Source organism: Curtobacterium sp. RM9 (genome assembly GCF_054956955.1).
The window spans coordinates 727,070-744,065 of sequence record NZ_CM143271.1 but is presented as its reverse complement, the minus strand read 5'-3'; the positions used below and the strand labels follow the sequence as shown (position 1 = coordinate 744,065).

Below are 16,996 nucleotides of genomic sequence, written 5' to 3'. Positions count from 1 at the left end.
GCGCCCGCGAGGCTAGCGCGAACGGGAGAACGCGGCGTCGAACGCGGCGTCGGGCGGGGCGATGGTGCCGAGGCGGCGCACGAACGCCAGCGCCTCGGGACCGCCGACGAGCCGGTCCATGCCCGCGTCCTCCCACTCGACGCTCGTCGGACCGTCGTACCCGATGTGGTTCAGCACGCGGAACACCCGCTCCCACGGCACGTCCCCGTGCCCGGCGGTCACGAAGTCCCACCCGCGGCGCGGGTCGCCCCACGGCAGGTGCGACGACAGCCGGCCGTTGCGCCCGTCGAGCTGCTTCACCGACTCCTTGCAGTGCACGTGGTACACCCGGTCCGCGAAGTCGAGCAGGAAGGCGGCGGGGTCGAGGTCCTGCCACACGAAGTGCGACGGGTCGAAGTTGAACCCGAACGCCGGCCGGTCCGCGAAGACCTCGAGCGCTCGCTTCGCCGTCCAGTAGTCGTAGGCGATCTCGGACGGGTGCACCTCGAGCGCGAAGCGGACGCCGACCTCCTCGAACACGTCGAGGATCGGCGACCAGCGGTCGTGGAAGTCCTGGTACCCGGCCTCGATCATCGACGGCGGCACCGGCGGGAAGCCGGCGACGGTCTTCCAGATCGAGGAGCCGGAGAACCCGGTGACGGTGTCGACACCGAGTGCCGCTGCCGCGCGGGCGGTCCACTGCAGTTCCTCGGCCGCACGCTGCCGCACGCCCTCGGGGTCGCCGTCGCCCCACACGTGCGGCGCGAGGATGTCCTCGTGCCGCTGGTCGATCGGGTCGTCGCACACGGCCTGGCCGGTGAGGTGGTTCGCGATGGTCCAGACCTGCAGGCCGTTGCGCTCCAGGACGGCCTTGCGGTCGGCGACGTACGCCGGGTCCGTCGCGGCGCGCCGGACGTCGAGGTGGTCGCCCCAGCAGGCGATCTCCAGGCCGTCGTAGCCCCACTCACCGGCGAGTCGGGCGACCTCCTCGAAGGGCAGGTCGGCCCACTGTCCGGTGAACAGCGTCACCGGACGCGTCGGCCGGGAGGCGCGGGTCGTCTCCGTCATGCTGCTTCCTTCCTCCTGCTGTTCGTTCACCACGTGCCCGGCTCCGCCCCGACCGGCACCGTGTCCGGGCGGTCGACGCGCGACCGCACCGCGACCACGGTGTGCTCGCGGGCGGCGGTGGAGACCGCCTCCATCACCTCGAGCACGTGGAACGCGAGGTCGCCGGAGGCCCGGTGCGGGCGGTCCGTCGCGATCGCGTGCGCCATGTCGGCGAGGCCGTAGCCGCGGCCGGCGTCGGCGTACCCGGCGCTCGTGGGCAGGTCGCGCCACTCGCGGGTGGCGGCATCGGCGATCGACACGGTGTCGGAGAACCGGTTCGGGTCGGGGACGCCGAGCGTGCCCGCGGTGCCGTACACCTCGAACAGCGGCGCCCGGGTGGCCCAGACCTCGAACGAGACGGTGACCGTCGAGACGACGCCGTTCGCGTGCTCCAGCACCGCGACCACGTGGGTGTCGATGTCGACCGGCAGCGGGGTGCCCGCGGCGGGGCCGGTGGCGACGGTGCGTTCGCGGTCGGAGCGGGTCGAGGCGCCGCTGACCCGGACGACCGGGCCGAAGAACGACACGAGGCTCGTCAGGTAGTACGGCCCCATGTCGAGCAGCGGTCCACCGCCGGGCTGGTAGTAGAACGCCGGGGCCGGGTGCCAGAGCTCGTGCCCGGGTGCCGACCACGACACCGCGGCGCCGACGGGGGTGCCGATCGCACCGCTGTCGAGCGCCTGCCGGGCGGTCTGGATCCCGGTGCCGAGCACGGTGTCCGGCGCGCTGCCGACCCGCAGGCCCGACCGCCGTGCCAGGTCGAGCACGGGCGGCGCCTCCGCCGTCGACATCGCGAGCGGCTTCTCGCCGTAGACGTGCTTCCCGGCCTCGAGTGCCCGGGTGGCGATCTCGGCGTGTGCGGCCGGGATCGTCAGGTTGAGCACGACGTCGACGTCGTCCGCGGCGATGAGGTCGTCGACGCTCGTCCCGCGCACGCCCTGCGTCGCGCCGACCGACTGCGCCCGGGCGACGTCGATGTCCGCGACCGCGGTGAGCTCGAGCCCGGGCAGCGCCGGGAAGTGCTCGAAGTACTGCTGGCTGATGACGCCGACGCCGACGACCCCCACCCGCAACGGTCGGTCGTTCACCGGGCTGCCCACAGGAGTCCCCTCTCGATGATCGTGCGGAGCGGCTGCGACTCGACGACCTCGAGCCGGTGCCCCGGTGCGGAGACGAACACGCGTCCCTCGCCCCACTGCCGGGTCCAGATCGCCGGCGCGGTGACCGGACGGTTCCAGGCGTCGAAGTCGCGGGCCTGTTGCGTCGTGGTCGCCAGCACGTCGTTGTACTCGTCGGAGAGCACCCAGTACTGCTCGGTCACGAGGTCGAAGTCCTCGATGCCCCGCGTGATCGGGTGCTCGTGCCCGGCCTCCGTGATGTGCACGGTGTACGGGATGTAGTTGTCGGACTGTTCGCCGGTGCGCTCGGACGGGTGCTTGCCCGCGTGGTGCGCGAACTGGCCGCCGATCATGTGCAGGTAGTCCGCCGTGTTGCGGAACGCGTCCGCGATCCCGCCGTGCCACCCGGCGAGCCCGGCGCCGCCGAGGACCGCCTGCTGCAGGCCGGCGAACTCGTCGTCGGCGATGGTCGACATCGTGACGACCTGCACGATGAGGTCGACGTCGGCCATCACGGCCTCGTCGGCGTACACGGCGGTGGAGTCCGACACGTGGACGTCGAAGCCGTTGTCCCGCAGGAACGGCACGAACAGGTCCGTGGTCTCGACGGGCATGTGCCCGTCCCAGCCGCCACGGACGACCAGGGCCTTCTTCGTCGAGGCCACTCAGATCACCGTCCAGGCGCTGCCGTCGGCCGCACTGCGCTCGACCGCGTCGAGAACGCGCTGCACGTGCAGCCCGTCGGCGAACGACGGCTCCGGGTCGGCGCCGGCGACGATCGCCTGCACGAAGTCGGCGACCTGGTGGCTGAAGGTGTGCTCGTAGCCGATGAGGTGCCCGGTCGGCCACCACGCGGCCATCCACGGGTGCTCCGGCTCCGTGACGAGGATGCGACGGAAGCCCTGCTCCCCCGCGGGTGCCGACGACTCGTACAGCCGCAGCTCGTTCATCGACTCGAGGTCGAACTGGATCGCACCCTCGGACCCGCTGATCTCGAGCGTCAGGCCGTTCTTCCGACCGGTCGCGTAGCGCGTGGCCTCGAAGGAGCCGATCGCGCCCTCGGCAGCGCCGCCGGACAGCCGCCCGAGGAAGAACGCGGCGTCGTCGACGGTGACCTGCCCGCGCTCGCTCGACGCGGTGCCGGAGAGCCCGACGCCCTCGGCCATCAGCGGTCGCTCGTGCACGAAGGTCTCGAGCGTGCCGGACACGGTGGCGAGCTGTGCGCCCGTGACGTGCTCGACGAGGTCGATCGCGTGTGCCCCGATGTCGCCGAGCGAGCCGGACCCGGCGAGCGCCTTGTCCAGGCGCCACGTCATCGGGCCGTCCTCGTCGGCCAACCAGTCCTGCAGGTAGAGCGCGCGGACCTGGCGGACGGCCCCGAGCCTCCCGTCCTGCACCAGCTGGCGGGCGAGGGCGATGGCGGGGACGCGACGGTAGCTGAAGCCGACCATGGCGCGGACGCCGCGCTCGGCGGCGGCCGTGGCGGCGGCGGTCATCGCCTCGGCCTCCGCCACGGTGTTGGCCAGGGGCTTCTCGCAGAGGACGTGCTTGCCGGCCTCGAGCGCGGCGATCGCGACCTCGACGTGCGAGGACCCGGGCGACACCACGTCGACGACGTCGATGTCCGGATCGGCGACCACCTGGCGCCAGTCGGTCGACGCGGTCTGCCAGCCGTACTTCGCGCGTGCCGCCTCCGTGCGCTCGGCGTCCCGCCCGACGACGACCGCCATCTCGGGTTCCACGCCGAGGTCGAAGAACCGCGGGGCGGTCCGCCACGCCTGGGAGTGCGCCGCCCCCATGAACCCGTGCCCGACCATGGCGACCCGCAGTCGACCCGGTCCGTGTCCGTCCTGTGCCATCCACTCGCTCCTTTGCGATCCGGTGCTTGCCACGATCCACCCTACCGCTTATGTTGGGCGCGGCAACATTTTGTTTCGACGACGAACGGTGATCCACCATGGCAACGACGCCCACCCGCGACGACAAGTTCTCCTTCGGTCTCTGGACCATCGGCTACAACGGCTCCGACCCGTTCGGCGGCCCGACCCGTCCCGCGCTGGACGTGGTCGAGGCGGTCGAGAAGCTCGACGAGCTCGGCGCCTACGGCCTGACCTTCCACGACGACGATCTGTTCGCGTTCGGCTCGACCGACGCCGAACGCCAGGCGCAGATCGACCGCCTCAAGGGCGCGCTCGAGTCCACCGGGATCATCGTGCCGATGGTCACCACGAACCTCTTCTCCGCCCCGGTCTTCAAGGACGGCGGCTTCACCTCGAACGACCGCGCGGTCCGCCGGTTCGCGCTCCGCAAGGTGCTCCGCAACGTCGACCTGGCCGCCGAGCTCGGCGCGAAGACCTTCGTCATGTGGGGTGGCCGCGAGGGCTCGGAGTACGACTCCGCCAAGGACGTGCAGGCCGCGCTCGAGCGCTACCGCGAGGCCGTCAACCTGCTCGCCCAGTACGTCACCGACAAGGGCTACGACATCCGCTTCGCCATCGAGCCGAAGCCGAACGAGCCCCGCGGCGACATCCTCCTGCCGACCCTCGGCCACGCGATCGCCTTCACCGAGACGCTCGAGCGTCCGGAGCTGTTCGGCATCAACCCCGAGGTCGGCCACGAGCAGATGGCCGGCCTGAACTTCACAGCCGGCATCGCCCAGGCGCTCTACCAGGGCAAGCTCTTCCACATCGACCTCAACGGGCAGCGCGGCATCAAGTACGACCAGGACCTCGTGTTCGGTCACGGCGACCTGCAGAACGCGTTCTCGCTCGTCGACCTGCTCGAGCACGGCGCCCCGCAGGGCGGCCAGGCGTACGACGGCCCGCGCCACTTCGACTACAAGCCGAGCCGCACCGAGGACATCACCGGCGTGTGGGACTCGGCGAAGGCGAACATGCGGATGTACCTGCTCCTCAAGGAGCGCGCGCAGGCCTTCCGCGCCGACCCCGAGGTGCAGGAGGCGCTGTCCGCCGCGAAGGTCGACGAGCTCTCGACCCCGACGCTGAACAGCGGCGAGTCGTACGACGACTTCCTCGCCGACCGTTCCGCGTACGAGGACTTCGACGCCGACGCGTACTTCGGCGGCAAGGGCTTCGGCTTCGTGCGCCTGCAGCAGCTCGCCATCGAGCACCTCATGGGCGCTCGTTGAGTCTCGTCGCCGGGGTCGACTCCTCGACCCAGTCCTGCAAGGTCACGATCCGTGACGCGGCGACCGGCGCGGTCGTCCGGGAGGGTCGCGCGACCCACCCGGACGGCACGTCCGTCGACCCGCGCCACTGGTGGGACGCGCTCGGCAGCGCGATCGCGGACGCCGGTGGGTTCGACGACGTCGCCGCAGTCGCGGTCGCCGGGCAGCAGCACGGCATGGTCGCGCTCGACGCCGACGGTCACGTCGTCCGCGACGCGCTCCTCTGGAACGACGTGCGCAGTGCGGCCGCGGCCGCGCAGATGGTCGAGGAGCTCGGACGGGAGGCATGGGTCGCCCGGACGGGTCTGGTCCCGGTGGCCTCGTTCACCGGCACCAAGCTGCGGTGGCTCCGCGACGCGGAGCCCGAGAACGCCGCACGGGTCGCCGCCGTCGCGCTCCCCCACGACTGGTTGTCGTGGCGCCTGCGCGGGTACGGCCCGGCGGACGAGAGCCCGCTCGGCCCGGACCTCGACGCCCTCGCGACCGACGGCTCGGACGCCAGCGGCACCGGCTACTGGGACCCGGTCCGCCGGGAGTACGACCCCGAGCTGTTCGAGGCAGCGCTCGGTCGCCCGATGCGTCCCGCCCAGACCGGTGACGACGACGCGGTCGTGGTGCCGCGGGTCGTCGATCCGGACGAGGCGATGGGCACGCTCGACGTCGACGTCCCGCTGGCCGGCGGCGGCGTCGCGCACGCCGGGCTCGTGGTCGGCGCGGGTCTCGGCGACAACGCCGGGGCAGCGCTCGGCCTCGGACTCGGCCCTGGTGACGTCGCGGTGTCCCTCGGCACCAGCGGCACCGTCTTCGGCGTGACCGACGCCGAGGTGACGGACCCGAGCGGCACCGTGGCGGGCTTCGCCGACGGGACCGGGTCGCGCCTCCCGATCGTGACGACGCTCAACGCGGCCCGCGTGCTCGAGGTGATCGGCGGACTCCTCTCCGTCGACCACGACGAGCTCGGCGAGCTCGCGCTGCAGGCGCCGGCCGGTGCGGACGGGCTCGTCCTCGTGCCGTACTTCGTCGGGGAGCGCACGCCGAACCGGCCGGACGCCACCGCATCGCTGCTCGGCATGACGCCGCTGACGACCGACCGGGCGCACCTCGCCCGCGCGGCCGTCGAGGGCATGCTGTGCGCGCTGGCGGACGGGCTCGCCGCGGTCGAGGGGACGGGCGTCGCTGTGTCGCGACTCCTGCTCATCGGCGGGGCGGCACGGAACGAGGCGGTCCGCACGGTCGCCGCGCAGGTGTTCGGGCGCGACGTCAGCGTGCCGGAACCGGGCGAGTACGTCGCCGCGGGTGCCGCGCGGCAGGCGGCCTGGGCCCTCGGCGGCAGCCTGCCGGCGTGGGACGTCTCGGGCGCCGTGGTGCCGGGCGACCCGCGCCCCGAGGTGCTCGAGCAGTACCGCGCCGCCGCGCGCTGACTGCCCGCACCTGGTGGGATCGGGCGTACCTGGTCGGGATCGCTGACCAGGTACGCCCGTTCCCGCTGAGCACGCCCGGTCCGACCCGGCCGGGCACGACCCCATCCGCCAGCGACGACGCCCAGGAGGACACCACATGCCACTCACCGACCTGCCCCTCGACCAGCTCCGCGCCTACCGACCGACCGTCCGTCGCCCGGACGACTTCGACGCGTTCTGGGCGACCACCGTCGACGACGCCCGGACCGCGGGCGCCGGGACCAAGACCGTCCTCGTCCCCGCGGAGACCCCGGTGACCGCGCTCGACGTGCAGGACCTCACGTTCCCCGGGTTCGCCGGTGACCCGGTCCGCGCCTGGGTCTCGCGCCCGGCCGGCGCCACGGGCGAGCTGCCCGCCGTCGTCGAGTTCATCGGGTACGGCGGCGGCCGCGGCCTGCCGGGCGAGCGGGTCTCGTGGGCCCTCGCCGGCTACGTGCACGTCGTGATGGACACCCGCGGGCAGGGCAGCGGCTGGGGATCCGGGGGCGACACCCCCGACCCGCACGGCTCCGGCCCGCACGTCGGCGGCTGGATGGCGAGCGGCATCACCTCGCCCGCCGAGCACTACTACCGGCGCGTGTACACCGACGCCGTCCGGCTCGTCGACGCGGTCCGCGCGCTGCCCGGCGTCGACCGCGACCGCATCGCGCTCACCGGCGGCAGCCAGGGCGGCGGCATCGCGATCGCCGCGGCCGCCCTCGTCGAGGCGCACACCGCTCCGCTCGTGGCCGTCCTGCCCGACGTCGCGTTCCTCGCCGACTGGGAGCACGGCACCGACGTGGCGGTGGGCGGTCCGTACCGGGAGCTCGCGACCCACCTCGCGGTGCACCGCGACGACGTCGAGACGGTGTGGGAGACGGCTGGCTACCTCGACGGGGTGAACCACGCGGCCGGCATCACCGCACCGGCGCTGTTCTCGGTCGCGCTGATGGACGACGTCGTGCCGCCGCGAACGACCTTCGCGGCGTTCAACGCGCTCGGGTCGACGGACAAGCAGATCGATGTCTACCCGTACAACGGGCACGAGGGCGGCGGACACCGGCACTGGGAGCGCCAGGCGGCCTTCCTCGCCGCGCGCGTCTGAGCGTCCTCGCACCTCGACGGTGCCGGGTTCCCCGGGTGCGGGCCGCGGGTGCCGCCAGGATCGACCCGTGCGTCGCGCCCGTGGTCCCCGTCCCGCCGTCATCACCCTCGGCGCCGTGCTCCTGGTGCTCATCGCCGGCGTCGTCGCGGTGAACGTGCCCGGGCGCTCCGGTCCGTCGGCGCCGCTCCCCCGGGCGGACGCGGGACCGGCGACGGTCGCCCGGGCGTTCCTCGACGCCGCGGTGCGTCGGGACTGCGGGTCGATGCGAGCACTCTCGTCGCCGGACGACACCGACTGGTGCCCGGCGAGTCTCTGGACGCAGTGGACGGGCGAGGGCGACCCGACGATGCACTCGTGGACCGCGCTGGAGTCCGTGTCGGCCCCGACGGAGCCGGAGCAGTGCTACCAGTACGGACTCGACCAGGACGGGCTCGTCGGCATGGCCCCCGGGGCGAACACGTGGGGGTTGTGCCTCCGCCGCGGCAGTGGCGGGTGGCGGGTCACGAGCGAGGGCGTGGGCTGAGTCCCGACCACTCGGCGAGTTCCGAGTCGAGCATCGTCGTCATGCCGGCGTCGACGAGCGTGTCACCCTGCGCGCGGGTGATCCGGCCGGACGCAACGAGCGCGGCGATCCCCTGCATCGTGGCCGCGAACAGGAGCTGGAACGTCACCCTGGCGTCGTCGTCCGCCCCGGCAGCGCGTTCCCCCATCGCGGCGTCCAACGTCGCGAACAACCCGGCCGCCGCTGCGCCGACGCCTGCGGGCGCCCCGTCCGCCTTCGCCTGGAACATGAGATCCATCAACGCGGCGTCCTCGATCGCGAAGTCGACGTAGGCGTGCGCGACCCGTGCGAAACGTGCTGCGGTCGCACCGCCCCCCTCGAGCGCCTTCTGCACGTCGGCGGTCAACCGTCGGAACCCGACCTCGGCGAGCGCGTCGAGCAGCGCCTGCCGGTCGACGAAGTGGCTTCGGGGCGCGCCGTGGCTGACCCCGGCCCGACGCGCGAGGTCGCGCAGGGAGAGCCCGTCGACACCGGACTCGCGCAGCACGACGACGGCCTCGTCCAGCAGCACGGCCCGGAGGTTGCCGTGGTGGAACGGACGCTCGGGCATGCCGTCATCCTAAACCCGAACCAGGCATTGACTACTTTCTAGTCAGTGCCTAGATTGACGGCATGCCCCATCCGCAGACGTTCCTCGTGTTCGGCGGGACCGGACAGACCGGCCGCCACTTCGTCCGGCTCGCGCTCGAACAGGGCCACCGCGTGCGGGTGGTCGCCCGGACCCCCGACAAGCTCGCACCCCGTGACGGACTCGAGGTCGTCGCCGGGTCCGTCGACGGACCGCTCGACCTCGATGCCCTCCTGGACGGCGTCGATGCGGTCGTGGCGATGATCGGGGACGTCGTCGCGCAGCGCGACCGGAAGGTCGCCACCCCCTTCGTCCAGCAGCTCGTCCCCGCCATGCGTCGGACCGGGGTGCGCCGGTTCCTCTACCAGGCAGGCGGTCTCAGCGCGGCGCCCGACCGGCGACTCGCGCCCGCGCTCCGCCTCGTCCGCGCCACACTGGCCCGCGGGTACGACGGGCAGCACCGGGACAACGAGGCCGTGATGCGCTACCTCGACGACGAGGCGCGGGACGTCGAGTGGATGGTGCACCGCGCGGGCATCGGTTCGGACGGCCCGTCGAAGGGAGTCCTGCACCGGTCGGCCACGGCGATCAGCATCGGCACCTTCGTCGACTGCGCTGCCTTCACCCTGCGCACGGTGCTCGACGACGACGCGGTCCACACCTTCCACTGCAGCACCTACCGCGCGCCGCGGTGACGGTCCACCGGCCGGGCGGGGTCCGGTCGTCCCCCACGGGTCGCGGGTACGGCGGGGTGCACGGAGCGGACAGTCTCCGAACACTGTCGGCACCGTGGGAGTTCGATCTCGCAACATGGAATCGTTGCCGCTCTGGCTCCTCGTGGTGATCTTCGTCGCGGGTGCCGCCGTGATCTGGGTCGCCGGCATCCAGCTCTCGAAGACGACCGACGTGCTCGACGACCGCCTGCACCTCGGCAGTGCGCTCGGCGGGCTGATCGTGCTCGCCGTCGCGACGAACCTGCCCGAGATCGCGATCACCGTCAGCGCCGCCGCGTCCGGTTCGATCGAGGTCGCGGCCGGCAACATCCTCGGCGGCATCGCCCTGCAGACGGTCGTCATCGTGATCCTCGACGCGTTCGGCCGGCGCGGGAAGGGCGTCAAGCCGATCACCTACCGCGCGGCCTCGCTCGGGCTCGTGCTCGAGGCGGTCGTCGTCGTCGCGGTGCTCGCGGTCGTCATCGCCGGCAGCCAGCTCCCGCCCGGCCTGATCGCGCTGCGGCTCACCCCGGACGTCGTCCTCATCGCCGCGATCTGGGTCGTCGGCCTGTTCCTCGTCCAGCGCGCCGGCAAGGGCCTGCCCTGGCACCAGTCCGGCGCTGCACCGGACACGACCGTCCCGCAGCCGCACGGACACCGGACCCGGAAGCCCGTCGCGAAGATGAGCACCGTGAAGGCGTCGATCGTGTTCGCCCTGTCCGCCCTCGCCACCCTCGTCGCGGGTGTCGTGCTCGAACGGGCCGGCGACGCCGCCTCGTCGCAGATCGGGTTGTCCGGGGTGCTGTTCGGCGCGACCGTCCTCGCGCTCGCCACGAGCCTGCCCGAGATCTCCACGGGCCTGCAGGCGGTCAAGCAGGGCGACGACAACCTGGCCATCAGCGACATCTTCGGCGGGAACGCCTTCCTGCCGGTGCTGTTCCTCGTCGCCACGCTCATCTCGGGCAAGGCCGTCCTGCCGCAGGCGAACGCGAGCGACATCTACCTCACCGCGGTGGCCGCGCTCCTCACGGTCGTGTACGCCGTCGGGCTGGTGTTCCGGCCGCAGAAGCGCATCGCCGGCATGGGCGTCGACTCGTTCGTGGTGGTGCTGCTCTACCTCGCCGGGGTCGGCGGCCTGGTCGCCATCTCGCTGTCGTAGGCAGCCGGTCGGTCGGTACTCGTGGCCGATCGGCCACCGTCGATCATCTGCCGGACGGTCGTGCGCGGACCGCGTTCCGTGGACGATCGGTCACCATGACGTTGCCCCTGCTCGCCGGCTGGCTGCTCGCCGCCGCGGACGCCGTCCTCGTCGCCGTCGTGGTGCTGGTCGCCGTCCTGGCCCGTCGGACCTGGCGTGCCCTCCTGGTGGCGGTCGTCGTCGGCGCGGTGGTCGGCGGGCTGGTCTCGTGGTGGCTCGGCGACGTGCTCGACGTGCTCGAGGTCTCACCGTCCTGGGTGGTCCGCATCTGGGTCGGCGTCGCGTTCGCCCTCGTCGCGGTGGCCGTGGTCGTCCTCGTGCGCGGCACCCGATCCGGACGGGTCGCAGCGGCAGGACTCGTGGTCGTCTCGGTCGTCGCCGCCGGGCTCGCCGTGAACCGGGACACCGGGCTCTTCCCGACCGTCGCCGACGCGCTCGGCCGGTCGCACGTCCCGGCGCTCCACCTGCCGGACGACCCCGCACCGGCCGACGTCGACGCCGACGCGGCGACGTGGCGATCGCCGTCGGACCTGCCGCGGCACGGACGGGTCGGATCGGTGCACATCCCCGGGGAGACCTCGCACTTCCCCGCCCGGCCCGGCATCGTCTGGCTGCCGCCGGCCGCCCTGGTCCGGCATGCACCCCGACTCCCCGTGGTGCTCATGCTCTCCGGCCAGGGTCCGGGCGCCGCGCCGTCGAACATCGTGGAGGCGGGGCGGATGGCCGACCGGCTCGACCGGCTCGCCGCGGCGCACCACGGGCTCGCGCCGATCGTCGTGATGCCGGACCAGCTCGGCGAGGCGACGCGTAACCCGATGTGCGTCGACGGTCCGCTCGGCAACAGTCGGAGCTACCTCACCCGGGACGTCCCGGCGTGGATCCGGACCCACCTGCACGTCGAGCAGCACGCCGCGGACTGGGCGGTGAGCGGCTTCTCGCAGGGCGGGACGTGCGCCGTGCAGCTCGGTGCCGGGTTCCCGGACCTGTTCGGGTCGTTCATCGACGTGTCCGGACAGCGGGGTCCGACGCTCGGCGACCGCGACGAGACCGTCCGCCTCGGCTTCCAGGGCGATGCCTCGGCGTACGCGGCGGCACAACCGGCACGGGTGCTCGCCCGGAACGCGCCGTACCGGTCGACCGCGGCCTTCTTCGGTGTCGGCGCGGACGACTCCCGCTACGGGCCACAGCAGACCGAGGTCGTGGCGGCCGCGCGACGTGCGGGCATCTCGGTCACCGAGTACCGGGTGCCGGACAGCGGGCACGACTGGCACACGGCCGGCACCGCCCTCGCGGCCGGCATCGCCTGGCTGCTCCCCCGCGTCGACCTCTGACGCCGGCCGGCCTACCCGGGCGGCCCACCCGGGCGGCGAAACGGCCGCACCACCCCACGCGCTCAGCGACACCTCACGGCCAGGCCGGCCCGTGAGGTGTCGCTGAGCGCGTGGAGTCGCACCGGCGGACGCGGACGGGCAGCCGCCCACGCGACGGACGGGAGGCGCGGTGCCGACCCGCACCGCGCCTCCCGTCATCGGGTCTGCCGTCAGACCAGGGCCCACTCCACGCGCCGCGGGTCCGCTGTGGTGACCTCGTGGACCGCGCCGGTCACCCGCACGACCGCACGCTCCGTCGCGGACCCGGGCACGGGGTGTCGCACCGGACCGTCGCCGGAGGCGACGATCCCACCCGTCTGCACCGCGCCTCCAGGACGGGACGCCGCGGCGTGCGACGCGACCCAGACCTGCACGTCGCCGGGCTCGACCACCTTGCGCATCCGCCGGTCGGTGAACGCGAAGCGCTGCACCGGCACCGCGAAGCGCACCCGTCGCGCCTCGCCCGCGGCGAGCGGGACACGCGCGTAGCCGAGGAGCTGCACCTCGGGACGGGTGATCGTGGCGTGCACGTCGTGACCGTAGAGCTGCACGACCTCGACGCCGTCGCGGTCCCCGGTGTTCCGGACCGTCACCGACGCCGTGAACGTGCCGTCGGTCGTGACCGACTCGTCGACCGTCAGGTCCTCGTACGCGAACGAGGTGTACCCGAGACCGAACCCGAACGGCCGCACCGGGGTGGAGTCCGCGGCCGTGACGTCCGACGGACCACCGAGGCGCGGGTGCAGGTACCCGTAGGGCTGCGCGCCGGCCGACCGCGGGAGCGAGACGGGCAGGCGGCCGGAGGGCGAGGCGGCCCCGGTGAGCAGGTCGGCGACCGCGAGGCCACCGCCCTCCCCCGGGAAGAACGCCTGCACGACCGCCGCGGGTCGGGCGTGGTCGCCGTCGAGCGCCCAGCCGATCGCGTACGGGCGACCGGTGAGGAGCACGACGACCGTCGGCGTCCCGGTCGCCACGACGGCCTCGACGAGCTCGCGCTGCACGCCCGGGAGGTCGAGGGACTCGGTGTCGTTGCCCTCGCCGACGGTGCCGCGGCCGAACAGCCCGGCCTGGTCGCCGACGACGACCACGGCGACGTCGGACGCCTCCGCGACGGCGACCGCGTCGGCGAACCCGCCGCGGTCGGTGCCGGTGACCGCGCAGCCGGCGGCGAACCGGACGGACGCGGGACCGAGGGCGGCGGCGACGGCCTCGCGGACCGTCGGGATCGCGAACCCGAGCGGCAGGTCGGGGTGCGACGCGAGCACGTGGTTCGCGAACGAGTAGCACCCCTGCAGCGCCTCGGCGCGGTCAGCGTTCGGGCCGATGACCGCGACCGAGGAACCGGGACGCAGCGGCAGGACCGGCCCGCCGTCGCCCTCGTCCCCGGCGGCAGTCCGGTCCGTGGGCTCGTCGGCGGCCCCGGTCCGTGTCGCCGGGACGTCGTTGGACAGGAGCACGAGCGACTCGGTCGCCAGCCGACGGGCGAGCTGCCGATGCTCCGGGGTGTCGAGGTCGATGCCGGTCGGCGGCTCGTCCTCGAACACCTCGGGGTCGAGCAGGCCGAGGCGCTCCTTCTGGCGGAGCACCCGTTCCACCGCACGGTCGACGAACGCCTCGTCGAACGCCCCCGACCGGACGCGGTCGACGAGCGGTGCGAGGTAGGCGTCGCCGGTCGGCAGCTCGACGTCGATGCCGGCCTCGAGCGCGAGCGCCGCGGCCTCGCCACGGTCCGCCGCGATGCCGTGCATGACCTCGAGGAACGCGACCGAGAAGTAGTCCGCGACGACCGTGCCGTCGAAGCCGAGCCGGTCGCGCAGCAACCCGGTGAGCAGCTCGCCGTTCGCGGCCACGGGCACCCCGTCGACCTCGGCGTACGAGTTCATCACGCTGCGGGCGCCGCCGTCGAGCAGCGCCATCTCGAAGGGCGGCAGGAACACGTCGGCGACCTCGCGCGGTCCGGCGTGCACGGGGGCGTGGTTCCGTCCCGCCTGCGAACCGGAGTAGCCCAGGAAGTGCTTCAGCGTCGCGTCGACGCCGGCGCTCTGCACCCCGCGCACGTAGGCGGTGCCGACCGTGCCGACGAGGTACGGGTCCTCGCCGATGCACTCGTCGACCCGCCCCCAGCGGGGGTCGCGGACGACGTCGAGCACGGGCGCGAGCCCCTGGTGCACGCCGAGCTGCCGCATCGAGCCGCCGATCGCCGCGCCGACCAGCTCGACGAGCTCCGGGTCGAACGAGGCACCCCACGCGAGCGGGGTCGGGAACGTGGCGGCCTTCCACGCGGCGAGGCCGGTGAGGCACTCCTCGTGCACGAGGGCCGGGATCCCGAGGCGCGTCTCGCGCTTCAGGCGGCGCTGCTCCGCCCAGAGCCACGCTGCCCGCTCGTCGGGTTCGACCGGGCGGGTGCCGTAGACGCGGGTGTACTGCCCGAGGCCGTGGCGGGTGACGTCGGCGAGGGTGTCGCCGTCCTGGACGGCCGCCATCTCGCCCTGCATCGGGGCGACGACGCCGTCCTGGTCGAGCCAGTAGCCGACGAGCTGCGCCGCCTTCTCCTCGAGAGTCATCGCGCCGAGGAGGGCGGTGACGCGGTCGCCGCCGGTCGCGGTCGCGGCGGCTGCGGTCGCGGTCTCGGTCGCGGTGGCTGCGGTCGCGGTCTCACTCGCCTCGGTCAGCGTGGTCGACTCGGCCGGGAGGCGCGGCTCGCGCCCGGCGGACCGCGTCGCGTCCGTCGTCGTCACCCCTTCACCGCCCCGGTCAGGCCGCCGACGATCCGCTTCTGGAAGATCGTGAAGAACACGAGCGCCGGGATCATCGACATCGAGGTGAACGCGAGCACCTTCGCCGTGTCGACGGAGTACTGCGACGAGAACGCCTGCACGCCGAGCGGGAGCGTGTAGCTGGCCTCGTTGTTGAGGATGAACAGCGGCAGGATGTAGCTGTTCCAGCTGCCGATGAACGCCAGGATGCCGACGGTGACGACGCCCGGCAGCGACAGCGGCACGATCATCCGGAAGAAGAACCCGAGCCGGCTCGCGCCGTCGATCGACGCCGCCTCCTCGAGCTCGTCCGGGATCGCCCGGAGGAACGGCACCAGGATGATGACCGTCGTCGGCAGGGCGAAGGCGATCTGCGGCAGGATCACGCCGGCCAAGCTGTTCGTCAGGCCGAGGTCCTTGACGAGCAGGTACAGCGGCGTGATCGCGACGGTGATGGGGAACATCAGACCGGCGGCGAACAGGGCGTACACCGCGCCGCGTCCCTTGAAGTGGTAGCGGGCGAGCACGAAGCTCACCATGAGCCCGAGCACGACGACGCCGAGCGTGGTGCTCAGGGCACTGATCGTCGAGTTGCCGAGCTGCTGCCAGAAGATGCCGCTGGAGAGCACGCTGCCGTAGTTGCCGAACTGGAAGGGTGCCGGCAGGCCCGCTGGGCTCGTCGTGATCTGCGAGTTCGTCCGGAACCCGCCCAGCACGATGTAGAGCACCGGGGCGAGGTTCGCGGCGACGAACAGCACCGCGACGACGTACGTCAGCGGGTTCGCCTGGCCGAGGGCTGCCCCGGACTTCCGCGCCCGGGCACCGCGGCGACCGGGTGCGACGAGGTTGGTGGTGGCACTCGTGATCGCCATCAGTTCTTCCTCTCGGTGAGTGCGCCCGCGGTGTCGCGACGGAGCACGAAGTGCTGGTAGACGAGGGCGACCGCGAGCGAGATCACGAACATGACCACCGCGACGGCACTGCCGAAGCCGAAGTTGCCCGAGGTCCGCCCGTTGGCGACCATGTACGTCGCCATGGTCGAGGTGCCTGCGGTCGAGGAGATGTACTGACCCCAGATGATGTAGACGAGGTCGAACAGCTGCAGGGAGCCGATGATCGACAGGAAGGCCCAGATGCGGATCGTCGGGCCGAGCAGCGGGAGCGTGATGCGGCGCTGGATCTGCCAGTAGCTCGCGCCGTCGATCGCCGCCGCCTCGAACAGCTCCTCGGGGATCGACTGCAGACCGGCGAGGAAGAGGATCACCGCGAAGCCGATGTACTTCCACGAGATGATCGCGAGCAGGCTCCAGATCGCGATGTCCGGGTTGGACAGCCAGTCCTGACGGAGCCCGCCGAGCCCGATGCTCTGGAACAGGTCGTTCACCGCACCGTTCGACTGGAGCATCAGGCTCCACCCGGTGCCGACGATGACCTCGGAGATGACGTAGGGGACGAAGACCAGGACGCGGATGAGCCCGCGGCCGTGCATCTTCTGGTTGAGCAGGAGCGCCAGCACGATCGCGATCGGGCCCTGCAGCACGAGCGACATCACGACAATGAACCCGTTGTGCATGAGGACCGACTGGAAGGCCTTGTCCTGGAAGATGATGAGGTAGTTCTGCAGTCCGACGAAGTCGGTCGGCGGACCGTAGCCCTGCCACTTGTAGAAGCCGTAGTAGGCGGCGAGCGCCACCGGCAGGATGACGAACGTCACGAAGACGATCACCGCGGGTCCGGCGAGGACCGCGATCTCGACGCGCTTGCGCCAGTCCGCGACGCGCTTGGCGGTCCGCCGGGCGGCGGGGAGCGGTGCGCCGCTCCCCGCCGTCGACGGGCCGGATGCGCTGCCCGACGCCTTCGCCGGGGTCGTGCCGAGGGAGGTGTCGAGCGCCAT

At 72.7% G+C, this 16,996-nt stretch carries 15 protein-coding genes; 7 read left to right on the top strand and 8 right to left on the bottom strand.

Translation table 11 applies throughout. The annotated features are described in order from the left end of the window. Positions 1-12: 12 nt before the first annotated feature. Genes ACY3FI_RS03600 through ACY3FI_RS03585 form a run of 4 tightly spaced genes read right to left on the bottom strand, consistent with a single transcriptional unit; the run spans position 13 to position 4,021 of the window. A complete protein-coding gene (locus tag ACY3FI_RS03600) occupies positions 13-1,047 on the bottom strand; it encodes a sugar phosphate isomerase/epimerase family protein (RefSeq protein WP_462549380.1) in 1,035 nt (344 codons plus the stop codon). A 26-nt stretch (positions 1,048-1,073) separates the two neighbouring features. Beyond that, the gene (locus ACY3FI_RS03595; protein WP_462549379.1) at positions 1,074-2,186 is read right to left on the bottom strand and encodes a Gfo/Idh/MocA family protein; all 1,113 of its coding nucleotides are present in this window, start codon (positions 2,184-2,186) and stop codon (positions 1,074-1,076) included. Then, a complete protein-coding gene (locus ACY3FI_RS03590; RefSeq protein ID WP_462550399.1) occupies positions 2,171-2,818 on the bottom strand; it encodes a ThuA domain-containing protein in 648 nt (215 codons plus the stop codon). The genes ACY3FI_RS03595 and ACY3FI_RS03590 overlap by 16 nt, the downstream gene beginning before the upstream one ends. 51 nt (positions 2,819-2,869) lie before the next feature. After that, entirely contained in the window at positions 2,870-4,021 is a 1,152-nt protein-coding gene (locus ACY3FI_RS03585; protein WP_462550398.1) for a Gfo/Idh/MocA family protein, read from the bottom strand. A 140-nt stretch (positions 4,022-4,161) separates the two neighbouring features. Here ACY3FI_RS03585 and xylA point away from each other — a divergent pair, with 140 nt between their 5' ends. The 4 genes from xylA to ACY3FI_RS03565 all read left to right on the top strand — a co-directional run bounded on the left by xylA (position 4,162) and on the right by ACY3FI_RS03565 (position 8,458). After that, the gene (xylA, locus tag ACY3FI_RS03580; protein WP_462549378.1) at positions 4,162-5,352 is read left to right on the top strand and encodes a xylose isomerase; all 1,191 of its coding nucleotides are present in this window, start codon (positions 4,162-4,164) and stop codon (positions 5,350-5,352) included. Next, on the top strand, positions 5,349-6,812 hold the full coding sequence (gene xylB / locus ACY3FI_RS03575; RefSeq protein WP_462549377.1) for a xylulokinase: 1,464 nt from the start codon (positions 5,349-5,351) through the stop codon (positions 6,810-6,812). Before xylA ends, xylB begins: the two co-directional genes overlap by 4 nt. 136 nt (positions 6,813-6,948) lie before the next feature. Beyond that, positions 6,949-7,935 (top strand): acetylxylan esterase, encoded by a 987-nt coding sequence (locus ACY3FI_RS03570; RefSeq protein WP_462549376.1) that lies wholly within the window; start codon positions 6,949-6,951, stop codon positions 7,933-7,935. 67 nt (positions 7,936-8,002) lie between these two features. Beyond that, the gene (locus tag ACY3FI_RS03565) at positions 8,003-8,458 is read left to right on the top strand and encodes a hypothetical protein (protein ID WP_462549375.1); all 456 of its coding nucleotides are present in this window, start codon (positions 8,003-8,005) and stop codon (positions 8,456-8,458) included. On the opposite strand, the gene ACY3FI_RS03560 is transcribed toward ACY3FI_RS03565, so the two are convergent. Continuing rightward, positions 8,436-9,047, bottom strand: coding sequence for a TetR/AcrR family transcriptional regulator (locus tag ACY3FI_RS03560; protein ID WP_462549374.1), 612 nt, complete (start codon positions 9,045-9,047; stop codon positions 8,436-8,438). The genes ACY3FI_RS03565 and ACY3FI_RS03560 overlap by 23 nt on opposite strands. 62 nt (positions 9,048-9,109) lie before the next feature. On the opposite strand from ACY3FI_RS03560, the gene ACY3FI_RS03555 reads away from it, so the two are divergent. From ACY3FI_RS03555 to ACY3FI_RS03545, 3 genes are all read left to right on the top strand, one after another. Continuing rightward, entirely contained in the window at positions 9,110-9,760 is a 651-nt protein-coding gene (locus tag ACY3FI_RS03555) for an NAD(P)-dependent oxidoreductase (RefSeq protein ID WP_462549373.1), read from the top strand. Positions 9,761-9,875: 115 nt separating this feature from the next. Further along, positions 9,876-10,937, top strand: coding sequence for a sodium:calcium antiporter (locus tag ACY3FI_RS03550; RefSeq protein ID WP_462549372.1), 1,062 nt, complete (start codon positions 9,876-9,878; stop codon positions 10,935-10,937). 95 nt (positions 10,938-11,032) lie between these two features. Continuing rightward, positions 11,033-12,307, top strand: coding sequence for an alpha/beta hydrolase (locus tag ACY3FI_RS03545; protein WP_462549371.1), 1,275 nt, complete (start codon positions 11,033-11,035; stop codon positions 12,305-12,307). A 209-nt stretch (positions 12,308-12,516) separates the two neighbouring features. On the opposite strand, the gene ACY3FI_RS03540 is transcribed toward ACY3FI_RS03545, so the two are convergent. The 3 genes from ACY3FI_RS03540 to ACY3FI_RS03530 are packed head-to-tail and all read right to left on the bottom strand — an operon-like array spanning position 12,517 to position 16,996. Beyond that, positions 12,517-15,084, bottom strand: a complete 2,568-nt coding sequence (locus tag ACY3FI_RS03540; RefSeq protein ID WP_462549370.1) for a glycoside hydrolase family 3 N-terminal domain-containing protein — start codon at positions 15,082-15,084, stop codon at positions 12,517-12,519. Further along, positions 15,081-15,974: a carbohydrate ABC transporter permease gene (locus tag ACY3FI_RS03535; RefSeq protein ID WP_462549369.1), complete on the bottom strand. Its 894-nt coding sequence runs from the start codon at positions 15,972-15,974 to the stop codon at positions 15,081-15,083. Before ACY3FI_RS03535 ends, ACY3FI_RS03540 begins: the two co-directional genes overlap by 4 nt. Then, positions 15,974-16,996 (bottom strand): carbohydrate ABC transporter permease, encoded by a 1,023-nt coding sequence (locus ACY3FI_RS03530; RefSeq protein ID WP_462549368.1) that lies wholly within the window; start codon positions 16,994-16,996, stop codon positions 15,974-15,976. Before ACY3FI_RS03530 ends, ACY3FI_RS03535 begins: the two co-directional genes overlap by 1 nt.

Excerpts from the sequence above, each read along its gene's own strand:
- ACY3FI_RS03600 (WP_462549380.1), bottom strand. The coding sequence starts at position 1,047 with ATGACGGAGACGACCCGCGCCTCCCGGCCGACGCGTCCGGTGACGCTG.
- ACY3FI_RS03590 (WP_462550399.1), bottom strand. The coding sequence starts at position 2,818 with ATGCCCGTCGAGACCACGGACCTGTTCGTGCCGTTCCTGCGGGACAAC.
- ACY3FI_RS03585 (WP_462550398.1), bottom strand. The coding sequence starts at position 4,021 with ATGGTCGGGCACGGGTTCATGGGGGCGGCGCACTCCCAGGCGTGGCGG.
- xylA (WP_462549378.1), top strand. The coding sequence starts at position 4,162 with ATGGCAACGACGCCCACCCGCGACGACAAGTTCTCCTTCGGTCTCTGG.
- ACY3FI_RS03570 (WP_462549376.1), top strand. The coding sequence starts at position 6,949 with ATGCCACTCACCGACCTGCCCCTCGACCAGCTCCGCGCCTACCGACCG.
- ACY3FI_RS03560 (WP_462549374.1), bottom strand. The coding sequence starts at position 9,047 with ATGCCCGAGCGTCCGTTCCACCACGGCAACCTCCGGGCCGTGCTGCTG.
- ACY3FI_RS03555 (WP_462549373.1), top strand. The coding sequence starts at position 9,110 with ATGCCCCATCCGCAGACGTTCCTCGTGTTCGGCGGGACCGGACAGACC.
- ACY3FI_RS03550 (WP_462549372.1), top strand. The coding sequence starts at position 9,876 with ATGGAATCGTTGCCGCTCTGGCTCCTCGTGGTGATCTTCGTCGCGGGT.
- ACY3FI_RS03545 (WP_462549371.1), top strand. The coding sequence starts at position 11,033 with ATGACGTTGCCCCTGCTCGCCGGCTGGCTGCTCGCCGCCGCGGACGCC.
- ACY3FI_RS03535 (WP_462549369.1), bottom strand. The coding sequence starts at position 15,974 with ATGGCGATCACGAGTGCCACCACCAACCTCGTCGCACCCGGTCGCCGC.
- ACY3FI_RS03530 (WP_462549368.1), bottom strand. The coding sequence starts at position 16,996 with ATGGCGCTCGACACCTCCCTCGGCACGACCCCGGCGAAGGCGTCGGGC.